Source organism: Geodermatophilus sp. SYSU D01045, from assembly GCF_054050295.1.
The window spans coordinates 1-20,418 of record NZ_JBJGZB010000047.1; the positions used below are offsets into that span (position 1 = coordinate 1).

Annotated in this window: 21 protein-coding genes; 16 read left to right on the forward strand and 5 right to left on the reverse strand. The window is 76.1% G+C overall.

Annotation, left to right across the window (positions count from 1 at the left end):
• Positions 1-184 precede the first annotated feature (184 nt).
• The 9 genes from ACI798_RS22570 to ACI798_RS22610 all read left to right on the forward strand — a co-directional run bounded on the left by ACI798_RS22570 (position 185) and on the right by ACI798_RS22610 (position 7,924).
• Entirely contained in the window at positions 185-724 is a 540-nt protein-coding gene (locus tag ACI798_RS22570) for a hypothetical protein (protein WP_456942400.1), read from the forward strand.
• A 91-nt stretch (positions 725-815) separates the two neighbouring features.
• On the forward strand, positions 816-1,436 hold the full coding sequence (locus ACI798_RS22575; RefSeq protein ID WP_456942401.1) for a hypothetical protein: 621 nt from the start codon (positions 816-818) through the stop codon (positions 1,434-1,436).
• Positions 1,437-1,519: 83 nt separating this feature from the next.
• Complete coding sequence (locus ACI798_RS22580) at positions 1,520-3,178, forward strand: molybdopterin-dependent oxidoreductase (RefSeq protein WP_456942402.1); 1,659 nt, start codon at positions 1,520-1,522, stop codon at positions 3,176-3,178.
• Between the two features lie 129 nt (positions 3,179-3,307).
• Positions 3,308-3,988, forward strand: coding sequence for a fasciclin domain-containing protein (locus ACI798_RS22585; RefSeq protein WP_456942403.1), 681 nt, complete (start codon positions 3,308-3,310; stop codon positions 3,986-3,988).
• A 66-nt stretch (positions 3,989-4,054) separates the two neighbouring features.
• Complete coding sequence (gene pyrE, locus ACI798_RS22590; RefSeq protein WP_457049002.1) at positions 4,055-4,657, forward strand: orotate phosphoribosyltransferase; 603 nt, start codon at positions 4,055-4,057, stop codon at positions 4,655-4,657.
• Between the two features lie 48 nt (positions 4,658-4,705).
• A complete protein-coding gene (locus ACI798_RS22595; protein WP_457049003.1) occupies positions 4,706-6,100 on the forward strand; it encodes an FAD-binding oxidoreductase in 1,395 nt (464 codons plus the stop codon).
• Positions 6,101-6,175: 75 nt separating this feature from the next.
• Entirely contained in the window at positions 6,176-7,210 is a 1,035-nt protein-coding gene (fbaA, locus tag ACI798_RS22600; protein WP_456942406.1) for a class II fructose-bisphosphate aldolase, read from the forward strand.
• A gap of 3 nt (positions 7,211-7,213) precedes the next feature.
• Positions 7,214-7,621 carry a DUF3151 domain-containing protein gene (locus ACI798_RS22605; RefSeq protein ID WP_456942407.1) on the forward strand — a complete coding sequence of 136 codons (408 nt, stop codon included), beginning with the start codon at positions 7,214-7,216 and terminating at the stop codon, positions 7,619-7,621.
• 159 nt (positions 7,622-7,780) lie between these two features.
• The gene (locus ACI798_RS22610; protein ID WP_457049004.1) at positions 7,781-7,924 is read left to right on the forward strand and encodes a GPGG-motif small membrane protein; all 144 of its coding nucleotides are present in this window, start codon (positions 7,781-7,783) and stop codon (positions 7,922-7,924) included.
• A 21-nt stretch (positions 7,925-7,945) separates the two neighbouring features.
• On the opposite strand, the gene ACI798_RS22615 is transcribed toward ACI798_RS22610, so the two are convergent.
• The 3 genes from ACI798_RS22615 to ACI798_RS22625 all read right to left on the reverse strand — a co-directional run bounded on the left by ACI798_RS22615 (position 7,946) and on the right by ACI798_RS22625 (position 10,552).
• Positions 7,946-8,749 (reverse strand): ATP-binding cassette domain-containing protein, encoded by an 804-nt coding sequence (locus tag ACI798_RS22615; RefSeq protein WP_457049005.1) that lies wholly within the window; start codon positions 8,747-8,749, stop codon positions 7,946-7,948.
• Positions 8,746-9,792, reverse strand: coding sequence for an ABC transporter permease (locus ACI798_RS22620; protein ID WP_456942410.1), 1,047 nt, complete (start codon positions 9,790-9,792; stop codon positions 8,746-8,748). The genes ACI798_RS22615 and ACI798_RS22620 overlap by 4 nt, the downstream gene beginning before the upstream one ends.
• 145 nt (positions 9,793-9,937) lie before the next feature.
• The gene (locus ACI798_RS22625) at positions 9,938-10,552 is read right to left on the reverse strand and encodes a hypothetical protein (protein WP_457049006.1); all 615 of its coding nucleotides are present in this window, start codon (positions 10,550-10,552) and stop codon (positions 9,938-9,940) included.
• Between the two features lie 67 nt (positions 10,553-10,619).
• On the opposite strand from ACI798_RS22625, the gene ACI798_RS22630 reads away from it, so the two are divergent.
• Positions 10,620-11,909 carry an adenylosuccinate synthase gene (locus ACI798_RS22630; RefSeq protein ID WP_456942412.1) on the forward strand — a complete coding sequence of 430 codons (1,290 nt, stop codon included), beginning with the start codon at positions 10,620-10,622 and terminating at the stop codon, positions 11,907-11,909.
• Between the two features lie 112 nt (positions 11,910-12,021).
• On the opposite strand, the gene ACI798_RS22635 is transcribed toward ACI798_RS22630, so the two are convergent.
• Positions 12,022-12,999: a glycerophosphodiester phosphodiesterase family protein gene (locus tag ACI798_RS22635; protein WP_457049007.1), complete on the reverse strand. Its 978-nt coding sequence runs from the start codon at positions 12,997-12,999 to the stop codon at positions 12,022-12,024.
• A gap of 162 nt (positions 13,000-13,161) precedes the next feature.
• Here ACI798_RS22635 and rsgA point away from each other — a divergent pair, with 162 nt between their 5' ends.
• Genes rsgA through ACI798_RS22650 form a run of 3 tightly spaced genes read left to right on the forward strand, consistent with a single transcriptional unit; the run spans position 13,162 to position 15,871 of the window.
• Entirely contained in the window at positions 13,162-14,193 is a 1,032-nt protein-coding gene (gene rsgA, locus ACI798_RS22640; RefSeq protein ID WP_456942414.1) for a ribosome small subunit-dependent GTPase A, read from the forward strand.
• Between the two features lie 26 nt (positions 14,194-14,219).
• Positions 14,220-15,479, forward strand: coding sequence for a phosphoribosylamine--glycine ligase (purD, locus tag ACI798_RS22645; protein ID WP_456942415.1), 1,260 nt, complete (start codon positions 14,220-14,222; stop codon positions 15,477-15,479).
• Positions 15,476-15,871 (forward strand): hypothetical protein, encoded by a 396-nt coding sequence (locus ACI798_RS22650; protein WP_457049008.1) that lies wholly within the window; start codon positions 15,476-15,478, stop codon positions 15,869-15,871. Before purD ends, ACI798_RS22650 begins: the two co-directional genes overlap by 4 nt.
• On the opposite strand, the gene ACI798_RS22655 is transcribed toward ACI798_RS22650, so the two are convergent.
• A complete protein-coding gene (locus ACI798_RS22655) occupies positions 15,868-17,289 on the reverse strand; it encodes an AI-2E family transporter (RefSeq protein WP_456942417.1) in 1,422 nt (473 codons plus the stop codon). The genes ACI798_RS22650 and ACI798_RS22655 overlap by 4 nt on opposite strands.
• 101 nt (positions 17,290-17,390) lie before the next feature.
• Between ACI798_RS22655 and purB the strand changes: the two genes are divergently transcribed.
• From purB to ACI798_RS22670, 3 genes are read left to right on the forward strand one after another with little or no spacing between them, the layout of a single operon-like run.
• Positions 17,391-18,698, forward strand: coding sequence for an adenylosuccinate lyase (gene purB, locus ACI798_RS22660; protein ID WP_457049009.1), 1,308 nt, complete (start codon positions 17,391-17,393; stop codon positions 18,696-18,698).
• Positions 18,698-19,555 (forward strand): phosphoribosylaminoimidazolesuccinocarboxamide synthase, encoded by an 858-nt coding sequence (locus tag ACI798_RS22665; RefSeq protein WP_457049010.1) that lies wholly within the window; start codon positions 18,698-18,700, stop codon positions 19,553-19,555. Before purB ends, ACI798_RS22665 begins: the two co-directional genes overlap by 1 nt.
• Positions 19,555-20,313 (forward strand): alpha/beta fold hydrolase, encoded by a 759-nt coding sequence (locus tag ACI798_RS22670; protein ID WP_457049011.1) that lies wholly within the window; start codon positions 19,555-19,557, stop codon positions 20,311-20,313. Before ACI798_RS22665 ends, ACI798_RS22670 begins: the two co-directional genes overlap by 1 nt.
• Positions 20,314-20,418: the final 105 nt, after the last annotated feature.

The window sequence follows — 20,418 nt, forward strand, 5'->3', positions numbered from 1 at the left end:
CACCACCCCCCCCCCCCCCCCCCCCCCCCCCCCCCCCCCCCCCCCCCCCCCCCCCCCCCCCCCCCCCCCCGGCCCCCCCCCCCCCCCCCCCCCCCCGCCGCGTCCCCGGGGCGCGGCGCGGGGAGGCGCCGCACCCGGCACGGGCACGATGGCGGCAGGACCGTCGAGGAGAGGGAGGGGCCACGTGACCGAGGAACGGGGAGGACCGCTCCCGGGCCACCGCGACGCGCCGCCGGCGCCGGGCGCCGAGCCCCCGCCGCCGGCCGAGCGGCCGGTCGCGGTGCGGGTGGGGATCGGCGCGTTCATGGCCGCGCTGATCCTCGGCCTGGTGTCCTCGGTGGTCACGCTGTCCGACGTCGACGGCGTCGTCGCACAGGTGCAGGCCGCCTCGGGAGCCGAGGTCCCCGAGTCGACGGCGCGGGCCGCGTTCTGGGTCGGCGCGGGCTTCGGGGTGGTGCTGGTGGCCCTGGAGGCGCTGGTCATCCGGTTCGCCTGGACCGGGCGCGCCTGGGCGCGGGTGGTGCTCCAGGTCCTCGGTGCCGTCAACGTCCTCGGCGGGTTGTCCGGCCTCACCGGTCCGGGGACGACCGGTCAGGGCTTCCTCGGGTCGCTGTCGGTGTTCATCACCGTCATCAGCGCGGTGGGGCTCGTCGCGCTCGCCCTGCGGCCGGCCTCGGAGTGGTACCGGACGGAGGGGGAGCGCCGGCGAACGTCCGCCCGCTGACCGCCGGCCGGCCGCGCGGCGCGCCCGGGGGTGGTCGGACGGCGGCCCGTCGATCATCATGCGCGGGCCACCACGACGGGAGAGGACGGACATGACCGCAGGACAGGGCCCGCAGGGCTGGGACCAGCCGGGGCAGCCCTACGGCCAGAACCCCTACGGCCAGGACCCCTACGGCCAGAACCCGTACGGGGGCTACGCCTCCGCGCCGGCCGCGCCCGACGGCCTCGGCGCGCCCGCCCCGCTCGAGCGGCCGCAGGCGGTGCGCCTCGGGATCGGCGCCTACGTCGCGAGCCTGGTCCTCGGCCTGCTCGGCGCGATCGTCGCGTTCGCGCAGTTCGACGAGGTCGTCGACCGGGCGCTGGTAGACGCCGGCCTGGACCCGGCCGAGTACGAGGGCGTCTCCGGCGTCGCGAGCGCCACGGTGGTCACCGTCGGCATCGTCTTCAGCCTGGTCCTCCTCGGCCTGCAGGCGCTGTTCCTCTGGTTCGCCTGGACGGGGCGCAACTGGGCGCGGATCGTGCTCTGGGTGTTCGGCGGCCTGGCCGTCGTCGGCGGGCTGTTCTCGCTGGCCGGGCCGTCCGTCGGCGGGCTGACCACGGTGCTGAACCTGGTCCAGACGCTGCTCGTCGTCGTCGGCGTCGTCGCGCTCGCGCAGAAGCCGGCCAGCGACTGGTACCGCTCCCAGGGCTGGCGGCGGGCGCAGGGACGCTGATTCCGTCGCGCACGATCTGATGTCGTGACCGTTTCGTTACCTCCGGTGGTGAACCGCTCGCCCGGCCGCCCCGAACGCCGGACGTGACCACCACCGAGCAGGCCCCCGCGCCGGCCACCGGACCGGACGGGGCCGACCGCCCTGCCCGCCGCGGCGCGCGCGGGCTGCTCGCCGCGCTCGCCGGGCTGCTGGCCGCCGCGGCCGCGCTGGGCGTGGCCGAGCTGGTCGCCGCGCTCGTCGGTCCGGCGTCCTCGCCGGTCGTGGCGGTCGGCGACACGGTCATCACCCTGGTCCCCGAGCCGGTCAAGCAGTTCGCCGTCGCGACGTTCGGCGAGGACGACAAGGTCGCCCTCGTCGTCGGCACGCTGGTCGTCGTCGCTCTGTACGCGGCGCTGGTCGGGCTGGTGTCGCTGCGCTCCCGGCGGGCCGGCGTGGCCGGGATCGTGCTGTTCGGCGCCATCGGCGCCCTCGCCGCGGCGACCCGGCCGGCGGGCGGCCCGCTCGACGCGCTGCCCTCCGTCGCGGGCGCGGGGGCCGGCGTCGTCGCCCTCCTCCTGCTGGTGGCCCCGCTGACGGTGCCGCTGCGCCCCGCCCCACGCGGCGACGACGAGGCGGTGCTGGACCGGCTGCGCGACGCGCTGACGACGGCCGGTCGCGAGGACGCCGGCCTGGACCGCCGGCGGTTCGTCCTCACCGGCGCCGCCGCCCTGGGCGCGGCCGCGGTCGCCGGCGGCGGCGGGCTGCTGCTGCAGCGCCGGTTCGACGTCAGCGGCGACCGCGGCGACCTCTCCCTGCCGACGCCGTCGTCCCCGGCCCCCGCGCTGCCCCCCGGCGCCGACCTCGCCGAGCGGGTCGAGGGGCTGACGCCGCTGTTCACGCCCGACCGCGACTTCTACCGGGTGGACACCGCGATCACCGTCCCGCAGATCCGCCCGGGGGAGTACCGGCTGCGGCTGACCGGGATGTTCGACTCCCCGCGCACGTACACGCTGGCCGACCTGTTCGACCGCGACGACGTCGTCGAGCGCGACGTCACGCTCACCTGCGTCTCCAACGAGGTCGGCGGCGGCCTGGCCGGCACCGCGCGCTGGACCGGCGTCCCGCTCCGCGCCTTCCTCCGCGAGAACGGCGTCTCCGACCGCTCCGACCAGCTGGTCTGCCGCTCGGCCGACGGCATGACGATCGGCGCGCCCACCCGCTCGGCGCTGCAGGTCGACGACGCGATGCTCGCCTTCGGGATGAACGGCGAGCCGCTGCCGGTCGAGCACGGCTTCCCGGTCCGGATGCTCATCCCGGGGCTGTACGGCTACGTCTCGGCCTGCAAGTGGATGACCTCGATCGAGGCCACCACCTACGACGCCTTCGACGCCTACTGGGTCGAGCGCGGCTGGGCCGCCCGGGGCCCGGTCAAGGTGGCCTCCCGGATCGACACCCCGGCCCCCCTGCGCCGGTTCCCCGCCGGCCGGCGCGCGATCGCCGGCGTCGCCTGGGCGCAGACCCGCGGCATCTCCCGCGTCGAGGTCCGGGTCGACGACGGCGACTGGCTGGAGGCCGAGCTCGCCCCCGCGGTCGACGCCGACGTGTGGCGGCAGTGGCGGCTGCCCTTCGACTTCGCCCCCGGCTCCTACCAGCTCACCGTCCGGGCCACCACGGCCGACGGCGAGGTGCAGACCGGGGAACGCGCCCGGCCCTTCCCCGACGGGGCCAGCGGCCTGCACTCCGTCCGGGTGATCGCGACCTAGCGGTCCCCGCCCCGCGGGGCGGCACCCGGCACACCCCAGAACCCGTCTCGGCCACCCGGCCGCAGACGCCTCTCCCGACCCCTCGAACGGGCCGGGGGACCATGGACCGACGACCGAGGAGCACCCACCGTGAAGAGCACCCTGACCCGCGGCCTCCTGCTGGCCTCCGCCTCGACCCTCGCGGTCACCCTGAGCGCCTGCGGCTCGGAGGACACCAGCGCGGCCTCCGACAGCTCGCCCTCCGACAGCAGCTCGGCGCCGGCCTCGGAGAGCCCGGACTCGACGGAGAGCAACAGCCCGATGGCCGAGCCGGCCTCCGACGAGCCCTTCGGCGCCGCCTGCTCCTCGGTCCCGGCCGACGGCGAGGGCAGCTTCGCCGGCATGACCGACGACCCGGTGGCCACCGCGGCCAGCAACAACCCGGTCCTGTCGACGCTGGTGCAGGCGGTCACCCAGGCCAACCTGGTGGACACGCTCAACACCACCGACGACATCACCGTCATCGCCCCGGCCAACCCGGCGTTCGAGGCGATCCCGGCCGACCAGCTGCAGGCCGTGCTCGCCGACCAGGCGATGCTGACCCAGGTCCTGACCCACCACGTCATCCCGGGCCGGCTCTCGCCGGACCAGCTGGCCGGCACGCACACCACCGTGGCCGGCGACGAGGTCACCATCGAGGGCTCGGGCGAGAGCTTCACCGTCGCCCGGACCGTCACCGGCACCCCGGCCTCGGTGGTCTGCGGCAACGTGCAGACCGCCAACGCCACCGTCTACATCGTCGACCAGGTCCTGGCCCCCGCCCAGGGCTGACGCACGACGGCCACCGGCCCGTTCCCTCGCGGGAGCCGGGCCGGTGCCGTGCGTAGGGTCGCTCCCATGGAGAAGGACCCCGTTCCCCCCCACCCCTCGTCCCTCGGGGCGGGCCCCTGGAACGGAGCCGCCCAGCCCGACCGCGACCGCCTGCTCGAGCTGGTCGTCGACCTCGCCGTCGTCCACGGGCGGGTCACGCTGTCCTCCGGGCGCGAGGCCGACTGGTACATCGACATGCGCCGGCTGACCCTGCACCACGAGGGCGCGCCGCTGGTGGGCCGGGTGATGCGCCAGCTCACCCGCGACCTGCGCTACGACGTCGTCGGCGGGCTCACCCTCGGCGCCGACCCGGTCGCCACGGCCATGCTGCACGCGGCCGCCGACGGCGAGGGGTTCCTCGACGCGTGCGTGGTCCGCAAGGACGGCAAGGCGCACGGCCTGCAGCGGCGGATCGAGGGGCCCGACGTCGCCGGGCGGGCGGTGCTCGTCGTCGAGGACGTCTCCACCACCGGCAGCAGCCCGCTGACCGCCGTCGAGGCGCTGCAGGAGGCCGGGGCCGAGGTCATCGCCGTCGCGGTGGTCGTCGACCGCGGCGGGCGGGCCGCCGTCGAGGCCGCCGGCCTGGAGTACCGCGCCGCGTTCGAGCTGTCCGACCTCGGCCTGCAGTAGCCGTGCGGTTCCGCGGATGAGCGCGGGAACTGGCCGTACGGTGTGGCGGTGACCACACTCGCCACCGCGTGGGTCGACGAGCTCGCCGCCGTGCTCGGCCGGGACGGCGTGCTCACCGACCCCGACGTCACCGCCGCCTACGCCCGCGACCAGGCGATGCTCGCCGAGGCCGGCACCCCCGCCGCGGTCGTCCTCCCCCGGAGTACCGACGACGTCGCCGCGGTCATGCGGGTGGCCTCGCGGCACGGCGTCCCGGTCGTCCCGCGCGGCGCGGGCTCCGGGCTGGCCGGCGCGAGCAACGCCGTCGACGGCGCGATCACGATGGTCATGACCCGCATGGACGCCGTCCTCGAGGTCAGCGCCGCCGACCGGCTCGCCGTCGTCCAGCCCGGCGTGGTCAACAAGCAGCTGCGCGACGCCGTCGCCGGCTCCGGGCTGTTCTACCCGCCGGACCCCTCCAGCTACGACTGGTGCACGATCGGCGGCAACCTCTCGCAGAACTCCGGCGGCCTGTGCTGCGTGAAGTACGGCGTCACCACCGACTACGTGCTCGGCCTCGAGGTGGTCCTCGCCGACGGGCGGGTGCTGCGCACCGGCCGCCGCACGGTCAAGGGCGTCGCCGGCTACGACCTCGCCCGGCTGTTCGTGGGCTCGGAGGGCACCCTCGGCGTCATCACCGAGGCGACGCTCGCGCTGCGCCCGGCGCCGCAGCAGCCGGTGACGCTGGTGGCCACCTTCGCCACCACCGCGCAGACCGGCCAGGTCGTCGAGCGGGTGGTCACCTCCGGCCTGGTGCCCAGCCTGCTGGAGGTCATGGACAACACCTGCATCTGCGCCGTCGACGACCTGCTGCACGCCGACCTCGACCGCGGCGCGCACGCCCTGCTCGTCGCGCAGTCCGACGCCGGGGGAGAGGCCGCCGGCCGCGAGATCGAGGCGCTGGCGCGGCTGTGCCGCGAGGCCGGCGCGGAGCTGGTGCACACCACCGCCGACCCCGCCGAGGGCGACCTGCTGCTGGCCGCCCGCCGGATGGCGCTGCCGGCGCTGGAGCAGCTGGGCAGCACGCTCATCGACGACGTCGCCGTGCCCCGCTCGCGGATCGCGGAGTTCCTCGACGGCTGCGACGGCATCGCCGCCCGGCGGGGGCTGACCATCGGCGTCGTCGGGCACGCCGGCGACGGCAACATGCACCCGACCGTCTGCTTCGACCCCACCGACCCCGACCAGCGCGCGCGGGCGTTCGCCGCCTTCGACGACGTCCTGGAGCTGGGCCTGGCGCTGGGCGGCACGGTCACCGGCGAGCACGGCATCGGCTCGATCAAGGTCGAGTGGCTCGAGCGCGAGATCGGCCCGGTGTCGCTGGACGTGCACCGCCGGATCAAGGACGCCCTCGACCCGGCCGGCCTGCTCAACCCCGGCAAGGTGCTGCGCCGCAGGGGTTGAGACGGGGGCCTGTCGGGGGTTCCGCGCCCGGGAGATACTGACCGCCGACCAGCGTCGATCGACAGGAGTGCCCCGATGCCCATCGCGACCCCCGAGGTCTACGCCGACATGATCAGCCGGGCGAAGGAGGGCGGCTTCGCCTACCCGGCCATCAACTGCACCTCGTCGGAGACGATCAACGCGGCCCTCCGCGGGTTCGCCGACGCCGGCAGCGACGGCATCATCCAGTTCTCCACCGGCGGTGCGGAGTTCGGCTCCGGCACCAGGGTCAAGGACATGGTCACCGGCGCCGTCGCGCTGGCCGAGTTCGCGCACGTCGTGGCCGAGAAGTACCCGGTCAACGTCGCGCTGCACACCGACCACTGCCCCAAGGACAAGCTGGACTCCTACGTCCGCCCGCTGATCGCGCTGTCGAAGGACCGGGTCGACGCCGGCCAGGCGCCGCTGTTCCAGTCGCACATGTGGGACGGCTCGGCGATCGAGCTCACCGAGAACCTGGAGATCGCCCAGGAGCTCATCGAGAAGTGCGCCGCCGCGAAGATCGTCCTCGAGCTCGAGATCGGCGTCGTCGGCGGCGAGGAGGACGGCGTCGTCGCCGAGATCAACGAGAAGCTCTACACCGCCGACGGGGACTTCGTCCGCACCGCGCAGGCCCTCGGCCTCGGCGAGAAGGGCGTCTACCTGCTCGCGGCGACCTTCGGCAACGTCCACGGCGTCTACAAGCCCGGCAACGTGAAGCTGCGCCCCGACGTGCTGCAGCGCGGCCAGGAGCTGGTCGCCAAGGAGTTCGGTCTGGCCGAGGGCAGCAAGCCGTTCAACCTCGTCTTCCACGGCGGCTCGGGCTCGGCTCTGGAGGAGATCCGCGAGGCGCTGTCCTACGGCGTCGTGAAGATGAACGTCGACACCGACACCCAGTACGCCTTCACCCGGCCGATCGCGGGGCACATGTTCAGCAACTACGACGGCGTGCTGAAGATCGACGGCGAGGTCGGCAACAAGAAGACCTACGACCCGCGCAGCTACCTCAAGGCCGCCGAGACCGGCATGGCCGCCCGCGTCGTCACCGCGTGCGAGGACCTGCTGTCGGCCGGCCAGTCGCAGGGCGCCTGAGCCGTGACCCACGCGCACCAGAACCTGCTCGGCGAGCCGCCGGCCACGCTGCTGCCCGGCGACCCCGAGGCGGAGGCCGCGCTGGCGGCCGGCACCGACCCCGCCGAGGTCGCCGCCGGCCACCCGCGGGCCAGCGCGGCCTGGGCGGCGCTGGCCGAGGCGGCGATCGAGGACGGCCGCACCATCGAGGCCTACGCCTACGCCCGCACCGGCTACCACCGCGGCCTGGACGCCCTGCGGAAGAACGGCTGGCGGGGCCACGGCCCGGTGCCCTGGTCGCACGAGCCCAACCGCGGCTTCCTGCGCTGCGTCACCGTCCTCGCCCGCGCCGCCGAGGCGATCGGCGAGACCGACGAGCAGGAGCGCTGCACCCAGCTGCTGCGCGACTGCGACCCCTCGCTGGCGCCCTGACCCGGACTCCTGCCCCGGGAACGCGCGCGTCTCACCCACGGTCACCGTGACGGGTGAGGCCGCCCCTCCACCGCTGCGTTCACCGGGCGGGGCGGCCTCGCCCGGAGCACACTCCGTGACCAGCGCGCCCCGCCGGGGCGCCCGTCACAGGAGGTGTCCGTGGCAACGCTCCTCTGGATCCTCGCCGTCATCCTCGTGATCGCCGGCATCTTCGCGATCGTCCGAGGCCAGCTGCTCTGGGGCATCGTGCTGATCGTCGTCGGGCTGCTCGTCGGCCCCGGGGGTGTCAGCATCTTCGCCTGACCCGGCCCCGGGCTCGGCGGCCTAGCGGTCGCCGAGCTCGGGGTGCAGCTCCTGCAGGCGGGTGGTCAGCGCGGTGAGCTCCTCACCGCCGGCCATGAGCCGGGTCAGGTCGTCGGCGTCGACGTCGACGCGGGTGAGGTCGCCGGCCACCTGGCCGCGCGCCAGCAGCAGGAAGCGGTCGCCCACCAGGTGCGCGTAGCGCGGGTTGTGGGTGACGACGACGACGGCGAGCCCCTGCGCCCGCGCGCCGAGCACCGCCCGCCCGACCAGCGTGTGCTGGGCGATGGTCATCGGCTCGGTCGGCTCGTCGATCACCAGCGCCCGCGAGCCGTAGTGCACCGCCCGGGCGATCGCCAGGCTCTGCCGCGACCCGGGCAGCAGCGTGTTCACCGGCTGGTCGGGGTCGATGCCGGTGACGCCGATGCGCTCCAGGGCGCGCACCGTGGTCTCCCGCGCGGCGCCGACGTCCAGGCGGCGCAGCGGCCACGGCCGGCGGGTCGGCTCGGCGCCCAGGCACAGGTTGCGCCACACCGGCAGCAGCGGGGCGACGGCGAGGTCCTGCCAGACCGTGGCGATCCCCGCCGCCCGCGCCGCCCGGGGGCTGCGGAAGTGCACCGGGACGCCGTCGAGGAGCAGCTCGCCCTCGTCGTGCCGGCGCAGCCCCGACAGCACCGACACCAGCGTCGACTTGCCCGCGCCGTTCTCGCCGAGCACGCAGGTGATGCGGCCGCCCTCCAGCGTGACCGCGACCCGGTCCAGCGCCGGCACGCCGCCGTGGCGGACGCTCAGCCCGCGCAGCTCCAGCACCGGCGGCACGGCGGTCACGAGCGCGGCGCGGCCCGCAGCCGGCCGCGCACCACCCCTCCCACCAGCAGTGCGACCAGCAGCACGACGCCGAGCAGCGCCTGGGACCAGCGCGGGTCCCACCCGGCGAGCTCCACGCCCTCGCGGGCGGCGGCGTAGAGCAGCGCCCCGACCGCGGCGCCGGCCATCGACCCCTGGCCGCCGGTCAGCAGGCAGCCGCCGATCACCGCGACCACCACGTAGTCGATGGCGCCCACCAGGGCCGGGGTGGCGCCGACGCTCGCGGCCGGCACCAGCGCGAGCGTGCCGAGCAGCCAGCCCGCCGTCGCGGTGAGCGCGTACAGCACCAGCGTCGTCCGGCGGACCGGCACGCCCAGCTCGCGCGCCGCCCGGCGGGAGCCGCCCATCGCCAGCACCTCGTTGCCGAACCGCGTCCGCCACAGGAGCCAGCCGGCGCCCGCGGTGGCGGCCAGCCACCACAGCAGGGACACGGGGAAGGTGCCGCCGCCCACCTCGGCGGTGGCGCCGAACACGGCGGACGCCGAGGACCAGCCGGGCGCCTCGTCCAGGCCGCCGATGCGCGGCGCGCCCGCGACGAGCGGCACCGCGGACAGGGTGGTGCCCTGCAGCACCAGGGCGGTGGCGAGGGTGACCAGGAAGCTCGGCAGCCCGGTGCGCACCACCAGCCAGCCGTTGACCAGCCCGACGGCGAGCGCGGCGGCCAGCGACGTCGTCAGCGCGGGCCAGATGCCCCACCCGGCGGGCCCGGCGAGCACCGCGGTGAGGGCGGCGCTGGCGAGGGTGACCGTGCCGATCGACAGGTCGAAGTGGCCGCCGACCAGGAGCAGGCCCACCGCCACGCCGCCGATGCCGAGCAGTGCCGCGGCGTCGAGGACCTCGCCGAGCCCGGCCGGGGTGAGCAGCTCGGGGGTCCGCAGCCCGAACAGCAGGAGGACCAGCGCCAGCCCGAGGACCGCCGTCAGGCTGGGCCGGGCGAGGGCCCGGTCGAGCAACCGTCGGCGCGGCGCGGCGACGCGGAACGCGGGCAGGCGGTCGACGGTCACCGGGCCACCGGGGTGAACGGGCGCAGGAGGGCCTCCTCGGGACGGAGCCCCTCCAGTGTCCACGACGGCGGCCCCGGCCGTCGGCCCCGCCGCAGGGGCCCGCCGCGGGCGTGCGGGGGGTGGGGAGGGGCAGCGCGACCCTCCCTCACGGGCGCAGGCGCCAGCGCACCCGGTCGTCGGCGTACCAGGTCCAGCGGGAGACCGGCCGCGGGTAGGGGACGCCGTCGCGGGTCACCTGGGCCGGGTCGCTGGCCAGCTGCAACGCGCGGCCGGTGCTGCGCCGCGGCGGGCGCATCAGCTGCGGGGACACGACGACGCGGATGGTGTCGACGGCGGTCCAGTCCGGCCGCACGTCGATCCGCGCCACCATGCCGTCGGCCACCCGGGCGTCGTCGTGGTGGGCCTGCACGCCCAGCCGGGTGGCCAGCGGCAGCCGGCCCCTCTGGGCGGCCTCGTAGCGGCCGTGGTGGAGCAGCACCCCGCCGTGGTCGTCGCGGACCAGCGACAGCGCGCGCTCGTCGCCGGTGCCGATGCCCAGGGCGCGGGCCAGGCCGCGGGAGGCGCCGTCGTCGGCGGGTTCCCAGGACACCGGGACCTCCGCCGTCCGGCCGGCGGCGTGCAGCGCGGCCAGCACGCCCGCGAGCGCCGGCACGGGGCCGCGGACCAGCAGGGAGTCCGCGCCCGCGGCCTCGGCGAGTACGGCCCGCTCGGGCGCCTGCCCGGGGGCGAGACCGCGCAGGTCGAACCGGACGAGGGGCATGCCGATACCCTGCCACCTGCCAGCCGGTCGACCGCCGGTGACGAGTCCCAGGGGAGACGACAGCGAGATGCCGGCAGTCGTGCTGATCGGCGCCCAGTGGGGCGACGAGGGCAAGGGCAAGGCCACCGACCTGCTCGGGGGGCGCGTCCCCTACGTGGTCCGCTACCAGGGCGGCAACAACGCGGGGCACACCGTCATCACGCCCGACGGCGAGCGCTACGCCCTGCACCTGATCCCGTCGGGGATCCTCACGCCGGGGTGCACCCCGGTCATCGGCAACGGCGTCGTCGTCGACCCGCAGGTGCTCATCGGCGAGCTCGCCGGCCTGGAGGAGCGCGGCGTCGACACCTCGCGGCTGGTCATCTCCGCCGACGCGCACCTGATCATGCCGCACCACCGGGCCCTGGACCGGGTCACCGAGCGGTTCCTCGGCAAGCGCCGGATCGGCACCACCGGCCGCGGGATCGGCCCCGCCTACGGCGACAAGGTGGCCCGCACCGGCATCCGGGTGGCCGACCTGCTGGACCTGTCGATCCTGCGGCAGAAGCTCGAGGGCACGCTGGTCGAGAAGAACCAGGTGCTGGTCAAGGTCTACAACCGCAAGGCCATCGACGTCGACGAGGTGGTCGAGGAGTACGCCGGCTACGCCGAGCAGCTCAAGGGCCGCATCGCCGACACCCGGCTGCTGCTGGCGAACGCGCTCGACGCCGGCGAGTGGGTGCTGCTGGAGGGCTCGCAGGGCACCCTGCTCGACGTCGACCACGGCACCTATCCGTTCGTGACGTCGTCGAACCCGACGGCCGGCGGTGCGGCCACCGGTAGCGGCATCGGCCCCACCCGCATCTCCCGGGTGGTCGGGATCCTCAAGGCGTACACGACCCGCGTGGGTTCGGGCCCGTTCCCGACCGAGCTGTTCGACGCCAACGGCGAGTACCTGCGCAAGCAGGGCGGCGAGGTCGGCGTGACCACCGGCCGCGACCGCCGCTGCGGCTGGTTCGACGCCGTCGTCGCCCGCTACGCCAGCCGGGTCAACGGGATCACCGACTTCTTCCTCACCAAGCTCGACGTGCTCTCCGGGTTGGAGACGGTGCCGATCTGCGTCGCCTACGACGTCGACGGCGTCCGGCACGAGGAGATGCCGATGACCCAGACCGGCTTCCACCACGCGAAGCCGGTCTACGAGGAGATGCCCGGCTGGTTCGAGGACATCCGGCACTGCCGGTCCTTCGACGAGCTGCCGGCCAACGCGCAGGCCTACGTCCGCCGGCTCGAGGAGCTCTCCGGCGCGCGGATCAGCGTCATCGGCGTCGGCCCCGGCCGCGACGAGAACGTCGTCGTCCACGACCTGATCGACTGAGTTCCGCGCGCCGCCCTGCGAGGCGGCGGGGGGAGTGGGGGCCGGAGGCTCCCGCGATCGAGCGCCGGGGACGGCTCCTGGCCGCGGTGCGGTCCGGTGGGGCCGCGAGGTGCTACGCGGCCTCGGGGAGGGCCTGCTCCAGCTCGGCGCGGGCGGCGACGACGACGTCGGGGTTGTCGGTGATGATCCCGTCGACCCCGAGGGCGAGCAGCAGCCGCGCGGCGCCGAGCGCGTCGCCGGCGGCGGCCGGGTCCTCGCTGCTGCGCAGGTGCCGCGGGAGGAACCCGTTCTCCGCGGCCAGCGTCCACGGCACGACCGTGAGGCCGGCGGCGTGCGCGCGCGGCACCAGGTCCGAGACGCCGGTCATCCGCTGCTCGGCGTCGCGCAGCAGGACGTCGTCGACGCACGGCGCGATGCCCTGCGCGTAGGTGGACACCGCGCGCAGCCCGGCGTTGGTGAGCAGGTGGTCGTCACCCGCGGCGGTGTCGACCAGCTGGTACATGGTCGGGCCGTCGTCGCCGAGGTCGGCGCGCAGCCGGCGCAGGGCGGCGGCGTCGAAGGACTGCACGACGACGGTGCCGTCCGGCGCGGTGGCGTCCAGCCGCCGCAGCTCGGCGGCCACCAGCTCGATCATCGGCTGCCCGCGCTCGGCCGACCAGGTCGGCTTCTTGAGCTCCGCGAGCACGCGCACCGGGCGCAGCGGCGTCGACCGGCGGCGGGCGATCTCGACGACCTCCTCCAGGGTGAGCACCCCGAACTGGCCGTCGTAGGCGGTGTTGAGCGGGCGCAGGTCCGGCCGCCGCTCGACGGCGCGCAGGGTGCGCAACTCGGCGAGGGTGAAGTCCTCGGCGAACCAGCCGGTGCGCCGCTTGCGACCCACCCGGCGGGTGGTGCGGCGGTCGGCGAACTCGGGCCGGGTGGCGACGTCGGTGGTGCGGGACAGCTCGTTCTCGTGCCGCGCGATCAGCGCGCCGTCCTTCGTGACGACGATGTCGGGCTCGATGAGGTCGGCGCCCATGTCGATGGCCAGCTCGTAGCTGGCGGCCGTGTGCTCCGGTCGGTAGGCGCAGGCACCGCGGTGCCCCACCACGAGAGGACGGGAGGACCGGGTCACGGCGGGAGTCGCAAGCGACTCGATCGCGTGCATGCCATCCAGAACACCCGACCGAGGTGTCGGGATGGCGAACGCGAACTGGCGAGTCTCTGAGAATTGGGAGGACACCGCGCTGAGCTGCGCGGGACCATCCGCCCCGTGACACATCTCTCAGGGATCGGCTGGTCCCGGGCGCGTCTCGAGCAGCTCCCCCCGGGGACCCAGCCCGGACGGGTGGCGCGGGTCGACCGCGGCCGGCTGACGGTGCTCACCGCCGACGGCGAGCGGCGGGTGCACCCGGCCGCCGCGTTGCACGACCCCGACGGCGTCGCGGCGCCCGCGGTCGGCGACTGGGTCGCGCTGCGCGGGGAGCTCGCCGTCGCGCTGCTGCCCCGCACCTCGGCGTTCACCCGCACGGTCGCCGGGCGCACCTCCGCCGCGCAGGTCGTCGCCGCCAACCTGGACCTGGTCCTGGTCGTCGACGCGCTCGCCGGCCCGACCCGGGCCCGCCGCGTCGAGCGCTACCTCGCCGTCGCCTGGGGCAGCGGGGCGACGCCGGTCGTCGTCCTCACCAAGGCCGACCTGTGCGACGACGTCGCCGCGGCCGTCGCGGAGGTGGGCGAGGACGCCGTCGGCGCGGAGGTGCTGGCCGTCAGCGCGCGCACCGGCGCGGGCCTGGACGCGCTGCGGGCGCTGCTCGGCCCCGGCGTGACGGCGGCGATGGTCGGGCCGTCCGGCGTCGGGAAGTCCTCGCTGGCCAACGCGCTGGCCGGGCGCGAGGTGGCGCCCACCCGGGAGATCCGGGAGGCCGACGGCCGCGGCCGGCACACCACCACCTCCCGCGAGCTGCACGTCCTGCCCGGCGGCGGCCTGCTCGTCGACACCCCCGGCATGCGCGAGCTCGGCCTCTACGACGACGAGGGCGTGGACACCGCCTACGCCGACGTCGCCGAGCTGGCCACCCGCTGCCGGTTCCGCGACTGCGAGCACCGCACCGAGCCCGGGTGCGCCGTCGCCGCCGCGATCGACGAGGGCCTGCTCGACCCGGCCCGCCTGCTGGGCTGGCGCAAGCTGCAGGCCGAGGCGCGCCGCCAGCTGCTGCGGGCCGACGCCCGCGCCCGCGCCGCCGAGCACCAGCGGGTCAAGGCGCTGCACCGGGCGTACCGCTCCCAGCCGAACCGGGTGCGGTAGCCGGGCGCTCGGTAGGGTCGCGGTCCGTGCGCGTGCTCGTGATCGGCTCCGGTGCCCGGGAGCACGCCCTGTGCGTCGCTCTGCAGTCCGACCCCGCGGTGACCGCGCTGGCCTGCGCGCCGGGCAATGCCGGCACCGCGCGGATCGCCGAGCAGGCCGCGGTCGACGTCGCCGACCCGGTCGCGGTGGCCGCGCTGGCCACCGGCTGGGCCGCCGACCTGGTCGTCGTCGGCCCCGAGGTGCCGCTGGTCGCCGGCGCCGCCGACGCCGTCCGCGACGCCGGGACCGCCTGCTTCGGCCCGTCGGAGCAGGCCGCGCAGATCGAGGGCAGCAAGTCCTTCGCCAAGCACGTGATGGCCGCCGCCGGGGTGCCGACCGCCCGCGCGTGGCCGGTCGGCGGGCCCGCGGAGCTGGAGACCGCGCTCGACGAGGCCGGCGCCCCGTACGTGGTGAAGGACGACGGGCTGGCCGCCGGCAAGGGCGTCGTCGTCACGACCGACCGGGACGCCGCCGTCGCCCACGGGCACCGGGTCCTCGACGCCGGGGGAGCGGTGCTGGTCGAGGAGTACCTCGACGGGCCGGAGGTGTCGCTGTTCGCCGTCACCGACGGGACGACGGTGCTGCCGCTGCTGCCCGCGCAGGACCACAAGCGCCGCGACGACGGCGACGCGGGCCCGAACACCGGCGGGATGGGCGCCTACGCGCCGCTGCCCTGGGCGCCGGCCGGGCTGGTCGACGAGGTGCTGGCCACCGTGCTGCAGCCGACCGTCGACGAGATGCGCCGCCGCGGCGAGCCGTTCAGCGGGCTGCTCTACGCGGGCCTGGCGCTGACCTCGCGCGGCGTGCGGGTGGTCGAGTTCAACGCCCGCTTCGGCGACCCCGAGACCCAGGTCGTGCTGCCGCTGCTGGAGACGCCGCTGGCCGGGCTGCTGCACGCCGCGGCCACCGGCACCCTCGCCGACCACCCGCCGCTGCGCTGGCGGTCCGGGGCGGCCGTCACGGTCGTCGTCGCCGCGGCCGGCTACCCCGAGGCGCCGCGCACGGGCGACCCGGTCACCGGCGCCGACGGCGAGGGCGTGCTGCACGCCGGCACCGCCGTCGACGCCGAGGGCACCGTCCGCTCGGCCGGCGGGCGGGTGCTCGCGGTGACCGCGACCGGCGCCGACCTCGCCGCGGCGCGGCAGGCCGCCTACGAGCGGGTGGCCGCCGTCCGGCTGGCCGGCGCGCACTGGCGCAGCGACATCGCGCTGGCCGCCGTCGAGGGCCGGATCGCGGTCCCGGGATGACCGACCCGGCCGACGAGGTGTGGAACCGCGCCTGCGACCCGGACGCGCCGTCCTCCCACCTGGGGGACGCCGCCCTGGCCGCGGTGCTCCTCTGCCACGGGATGGCGGTGAACGGCGGCCTGCTGCACGCGGTCCAGGGCCTCGAGCCCGACCGGCTCGAGCGCGCGGTGGCCGGGTTCCGGCTCCTCGGGCTGGCCGCCGCCGCGGACGCCGTGGCGGAGGTCGCCCGGCAGGCGGCAGCGCTGGCGGAGGACGACCTCGACGCCGCCGAGCGGCTCGAGATCGAGGCGGACCGCCGCTACGCCGCGGCGCTGCCCGAGGGGGACGAGACGGTCGACCGGGCCTTCCGCGCCCACCTGGCCGCGCACCCGGAGGCGTACGCGCCCCTCTAGCCGCGGACCCCGACCGCCGGGCGGGCCCGCTCCGGGCGCGGCTCGGGCGGCCGCGGGCCGTCGTGCCGCCGCGACAGGTAGGTGCCGGCGACGTTCGCGCAGGCCACCACCGGCACCGCGATCAGCGCGCCGAAGATGCCCGCCACGAGCAGTCCGGCCGCGATGGCCAGGACCACGGCCAGCGGGTGCACGTGCACCGCCTTGCCCAGCAGCAGCGGCTGCAGGACGTGCCCCTCGAGCTGCATGACCAGGACGACGATCGCCAGCGCGATCAGCGCCTTGATCGGGCCGACGGCGACCAGCGCGACCAGCACCGCGATCGAGCCGGCGAGGAACGACCCGATGATCGGGATGAACGCGCCGAGGAACACCAGCGCGGCCAGCGGGATCACCAGCGGCACGCCGAGGACGGCCAGCCCGATGCCGATGCCGACGGCGTCGACCAGCGCGACGGCGACGGTGGCGCGGACGTAGGAGATGAGCGTGCGCCACGACCGGCGGGCGGCCTCGTCGAGGTAGGCGCGCGAGTCGCGGGGGAACAGGCCGACCAGCCACAGCCAGATGGACCGGCCGTCCTTGAGGAAGAAGAACAGCGTGAACAGCGCCAGGACGAAGCCGGTGAACACCTCGCCGACCGTCGCGGCCGTGGTCAGCGCGCCGGTGGCCAGCGTCTCCTGGTTGGACACGATGGCGTCCTGGGCGCTGGTCACGGCGTCGTCGATCTGCCGCTGGGTGACCGGGAAGGTCTCGACGACGAAGTCGCGGATCTGGTCCAGGCCCTGGCTGACCTGGTCGGCGAGGTCGGAGAAGCCGGCGCTGAACCGCTCGACGACCAGCGTGATGATCCCCGCGACGACGGCCAGCCCGACCAGCAGCATCGCCAGCGCGGCCAGCGACCGCGGCCACCCGCGCCGGATGAGCGAGGCCGCACCCGGCTGCAGCAGCGCCGCCAGCAGCAGCGCGACCATGACCGGGACGATCACCACCGCGACGTACGCCGCCGCGTAGAGCAGCACGTACAGCCCCGCGAGGACGGCGATCAGCCGCCACGACCAGGCCGCCGCGGTGCGCAGCGCGCCGGGCACCGCGGCGTCGCCCTGCGGGGCCTCGCGGCCCGGGCCCAGCAGCCGGCGGCCGCGCTCGGCGGCCCGGTGCGGGCGCCCGCCGTCCGGGGGGCCGCTCACCCCGCCGGTGGCCAGCGGCCCGTCGAGGTCGGGGGCGCCGGGCTCGGGGCTGCCGAGCGGCGGGTCGCCGTCGGCGGACAGGCCGGCGTCGGTCTCGTCGTCGGGCACCTCGCCGTCGTACACGAGGATCGCCCGGTCGCCGTCGCGCTCGGGCCACGCGTGCGGGTCCCGCTCACCCGCCGCCCGGATGCGCTCGCGCGCTCGGGCGACCAGCGAGCCGGCCTGTCGCAGCATGAGGTCCTCCGCGGTCCGTGGGGGCCGTTCTCGATCACGCTAGCGCTGCGGGAGGATGCTCCCGTGCTTCGACGACTCGACCGGCTGCCGGGGGTACCCGCGTGATCGACCGCTACACGCTCCCCGAGATGGGCCGGGTCTGGAGCGACGAGCACAAGTACGAGCTCTGGTGCCGGGTGGAGACGCTGGTGCTGGAGGCGCACGCGGCCGCCGGGCGGGTCCCGGCCGAGGTCGTGGAGCCGGTGCGCAACGCCCCGCCGCCGACCGCCGCCCGCGTCGCGGAGATCGAGGAGACGACGCAGCACGACGTCATCGCCTTCCTCACCGCGTGGGCCGACAACACCGAGCCCCGCTCGGCCGCGGCCTACGTGCACCACGGCATGACGTCCTCGGACCTGCTCGACACCGCGCTCGCCGTACAGCTCACCGAGGCCACCGACGTGCTGCTGGCCAAGGCCGACCGGCTGGTCGCCGCGCTGCGCCACCACGGCCTGGCGCACCGGGAGACCCTCAAGGTCGGCCGCACGCACGGCGTGCACGCCGAGCCGGTCGTGTGGGGGCACCGGGTCGCCGACCTCGCCTTCGCTGTAGCCCGCTCCCGCGACCGGCTGCGCGCGGCCCGCGAGCGCGTCGGCGTCGTCGCCATCTCCGGCGCCGTCGGCACCTACTCGCTCATCGACCCGTCGGTGGAGGTCGCCGTCGCCGAGGCGCTCGGGCTGCGCCCGGCCGACGCCTCCACCCAGGTGGTCCTCCGCGACTCGATCAGCGAGTGGGTGTCCGCGCTGGCGGTGATCGCGACCGTCTGCGAGACCGTCGCGCTCGAGGTCCGGCACGGGCAGCGCACCGAGGTGCGGGAGCTGTCGGAGGCCTTCGGTTCCGGCCAGAAGGGCTCCAGCGCGATGCCGCACAAGAAGAACCCGATCCGCTCGGAGCGCGTCGCCGGGCTCGCGCGGGTGGTGCGCGCCGCCGTCGTCCCGGTGATGGAGGGCATCCCGCTGTGGCACGAGCGGGACATCTCGCACTCCTCCACCGAGCGGGTGTTCCTCCCCGACGCCGCGATCACCACCGACTACCTGCTGCACCTGACCACCGGCCTGGTCGAGAACCTGGTGGTCGACGTCGACCGGATGCGCGCCAACCTCGACCTCACCGGCGGGCTGATCTACACCTCCGCCGTGCTGCTGGAACTGGTCGAGTCGGGGCTCTCGCGCGAGGACGCCTACGCGCTGGTGCAGGGCGCGGCGATGGAGACGTGGAACTCCGGGACGCCGTTCCGGTCGACGCTGCGGACCCGCGCCGACGCCTCCGGCGTGACGCTCGACGAGGCGCGGCTGGACGACATCTGCCGGCCCGAGGGCTACGTGCGCAACCTCGGCCCGCTGTTCGACCGGCTGGCGGCGCTGACCTGATGCTCGACCTGCCCCTGGTCGCACGCGGCAAGGTCCGCGAGGTCTACGACGCCGGGTCCGGCCGCCTGCTGCTCGTGGCGTCGGACCGGATCTCGGCCTACGACCACGTGCTGCCGACGCCGATCCCGGACAAGGGGCGGGTGCTCACCCGGCTGTCGGTGTGGTGGTTCGAGCAGCTGACGCCGGTGCTGTCCTCCTTCGGCGCCACCCACCACCTGCTGTCGGCCACCGACGTGCCCGCCGGCGTCGCCGGGCGGGCGATGCTCGTGCGGCGGCTGGACATGCTGCCGGTGGAGTGCGTGGCCCGCGGCTACCTGTCCGGCTCGGGGACGGCGGAGTACGGGCGCACCGGGTCCATCCGCGACGTGCCGCTCCCGCCCGGGCTGGTCGAGGGCTCGCGGCTGCCCGAGCCGGTGTTCACGCCGTCGACGAAGGCCGAGGCCGGGGAGCACGACGAGGCGATCGACTTCGCGCGCGTGGTCTCCCTGGTCGGCGCCGAGCGCGCCGCCGAGCTGCGGGAGCTGACCCTGGCGCTGTACCGGCGGGGTGCGGAGATCGCCGCGGACGCGGGCATCCTGCTGGCCGACACCAAGGTCGAGTTCGGCCTCGGCGCCGACGGCGGCCTGGTGCTCGGCGACGAGGTGCTCACGCCGGACTCGTCGCGCTTCTGGCCCGCGTCGTCGTGGGCGCCGGGCGCGCCGCAGCCCTCGTTCGACAAGCAGTACGTCCGCGACTGGCTCACGTCCTCGGGCTGGGACCGCGTCTCGCCGCCGCCGGAGCTCCCCGACGACGTCGTCGCCGCCACCCGCGACCGCTACGTCGCCGCGTACGAGCAGCTCACCGGCACCCCCTTCTGATGCGGACGCGCTCGGGCATCGCGTACCGCTCCGGCGGGTCCGGCGGGGACCTGCTCCTGCTGCTCCACGGGCTCGGCGCGACCGGCGCGGTGTGGGACCGGCTGCTGCCGCTGGTCGAGCGGTCCTGGCCCGGGTCCTGGGCGGTCCCCGACCTGCGCGGGCACGGCCGGTCCGTCGCCGAGCCGCCCTACGGGTACGCGGTGCACGCCGCGGACGTGGCCGCGGTGGCCGCCGACCTCGACGCCACGCGGGTGACCGTGCTCGGGCACTCCTTCGGCGGCGTCGTCGGCGCGGTGCTGGCCGGCGGCTGGTACGGCGTGGACGTCGTCCGGGTGGTCGCGGTCGGTGTCAAGATCGACTGGGCCGACGACGAGGTCGCGCGGGCCCGCTCGCTGGCCGCCCGCCCGCCGCAGGTGTTCCCGACCGCCGCCGAGGCCGCCGAGCGGCACCTGCGGCTGGCCGGGCTGACCGGGCTCGTGGACCCGTCGTCCGAGGTGGCGCTCGCCGGCGTCCGCGAGACCGACGGCGGGTTCACCCCGGCGCTGGACCCGCGCGCGTTCGGCGCCGTCGGCCCGCCGGTCGAGGAGGTCCTGTCGCGCGCGGAGGCGCCGCTGCGGCTGGCCGCCGGCGCGACCGACCCGATGGTCGGCCCCGACGCGATGCGGCGGGTCGCCCCCCGGGCGGTGCTGCTCGAGGGCGCCGGCCACAACGCCCACTGGGAGGCCCCCGAGGCCGTCTGGCGCCTCGTCGCCTCCTGACCCCGGCCTCCCTCCCTCGGGGGGGGGGGGGGGGGGGGGGGGGGGGGGGGGGGGGGGGGGGGGGGGGGGGGGGGGTGGTGTGGTGGGGGGGGGTGGGGGGGGGGC

Excerpts from the sequence above, each read along its gene's own strand:
- ACI798_RS22630 (WP_456942412.1), top strand. The coding sequence starts at position 10,620 with ATGCCGGCAGTCGTGCTGATCGGCGCCCAGTGGGGCGACGAGGGCAAG.
- pyrE (WP_457049002.1), top strand. The coding sequence starts at position 4,055 with ATGGAGAAGGACCCCGTTCCCCCCCACCCCTCGTCCCTCGGGGCGGGC.
- ACI798_RS22665 (WP_457049010.1), top strand. The coding sequence starts at position 18,698 with ATGCTCGACCTGCCCCTGGTCGCACGCGGCAAGGTCCGCGAGGTCTAC.
- ACI798_RS22670 (WP_457049011.1), top strand. The coding sequence starts at position 19,555 with ATGCGGACGCGCTCGGGCATCGCGTACCGCTCCGGCGGGTCCGGCGGG.
- ACI798_RS22650 (WP_457049008.1), top strand. The coding sequence starts at position 15,476 with ATGACCGACCCGGCCGACGAGGTGTGGAACCGCGCCTGCGACCCGGAC.
- ACI798_RS22625 (WP_457049006.1), bottom strand. The coding sequence starts at position 10,552 with ATGCCCCTCGTCCGGTTCGACCTGCGCGGTCTCGCCCCCGGGCAGGCG.
- ACI798_RS22575 (WP_456942401.1), top strand. The coding sequence starts at position 816 with ATGACCGCAGGACAGGGCCCGCAGGGCTGGGACCAGCCGGGGCAGCCC.
- fbaA (WP_456942406.1), top strand. The coding sequence starts at position 6,176 with ATGCCCATCGCGACCCCCGAGGTCTACGCCGACATGATCAGCCGGGCG.
- ACI798_RS22655 (WP_456942417.1), bottom strand. The coding sequence starts at position 17,289 with ATGCTGCGACAGGCCGGCTCGCTGGTCGCCCGAGCGCGCGAGCGCATC.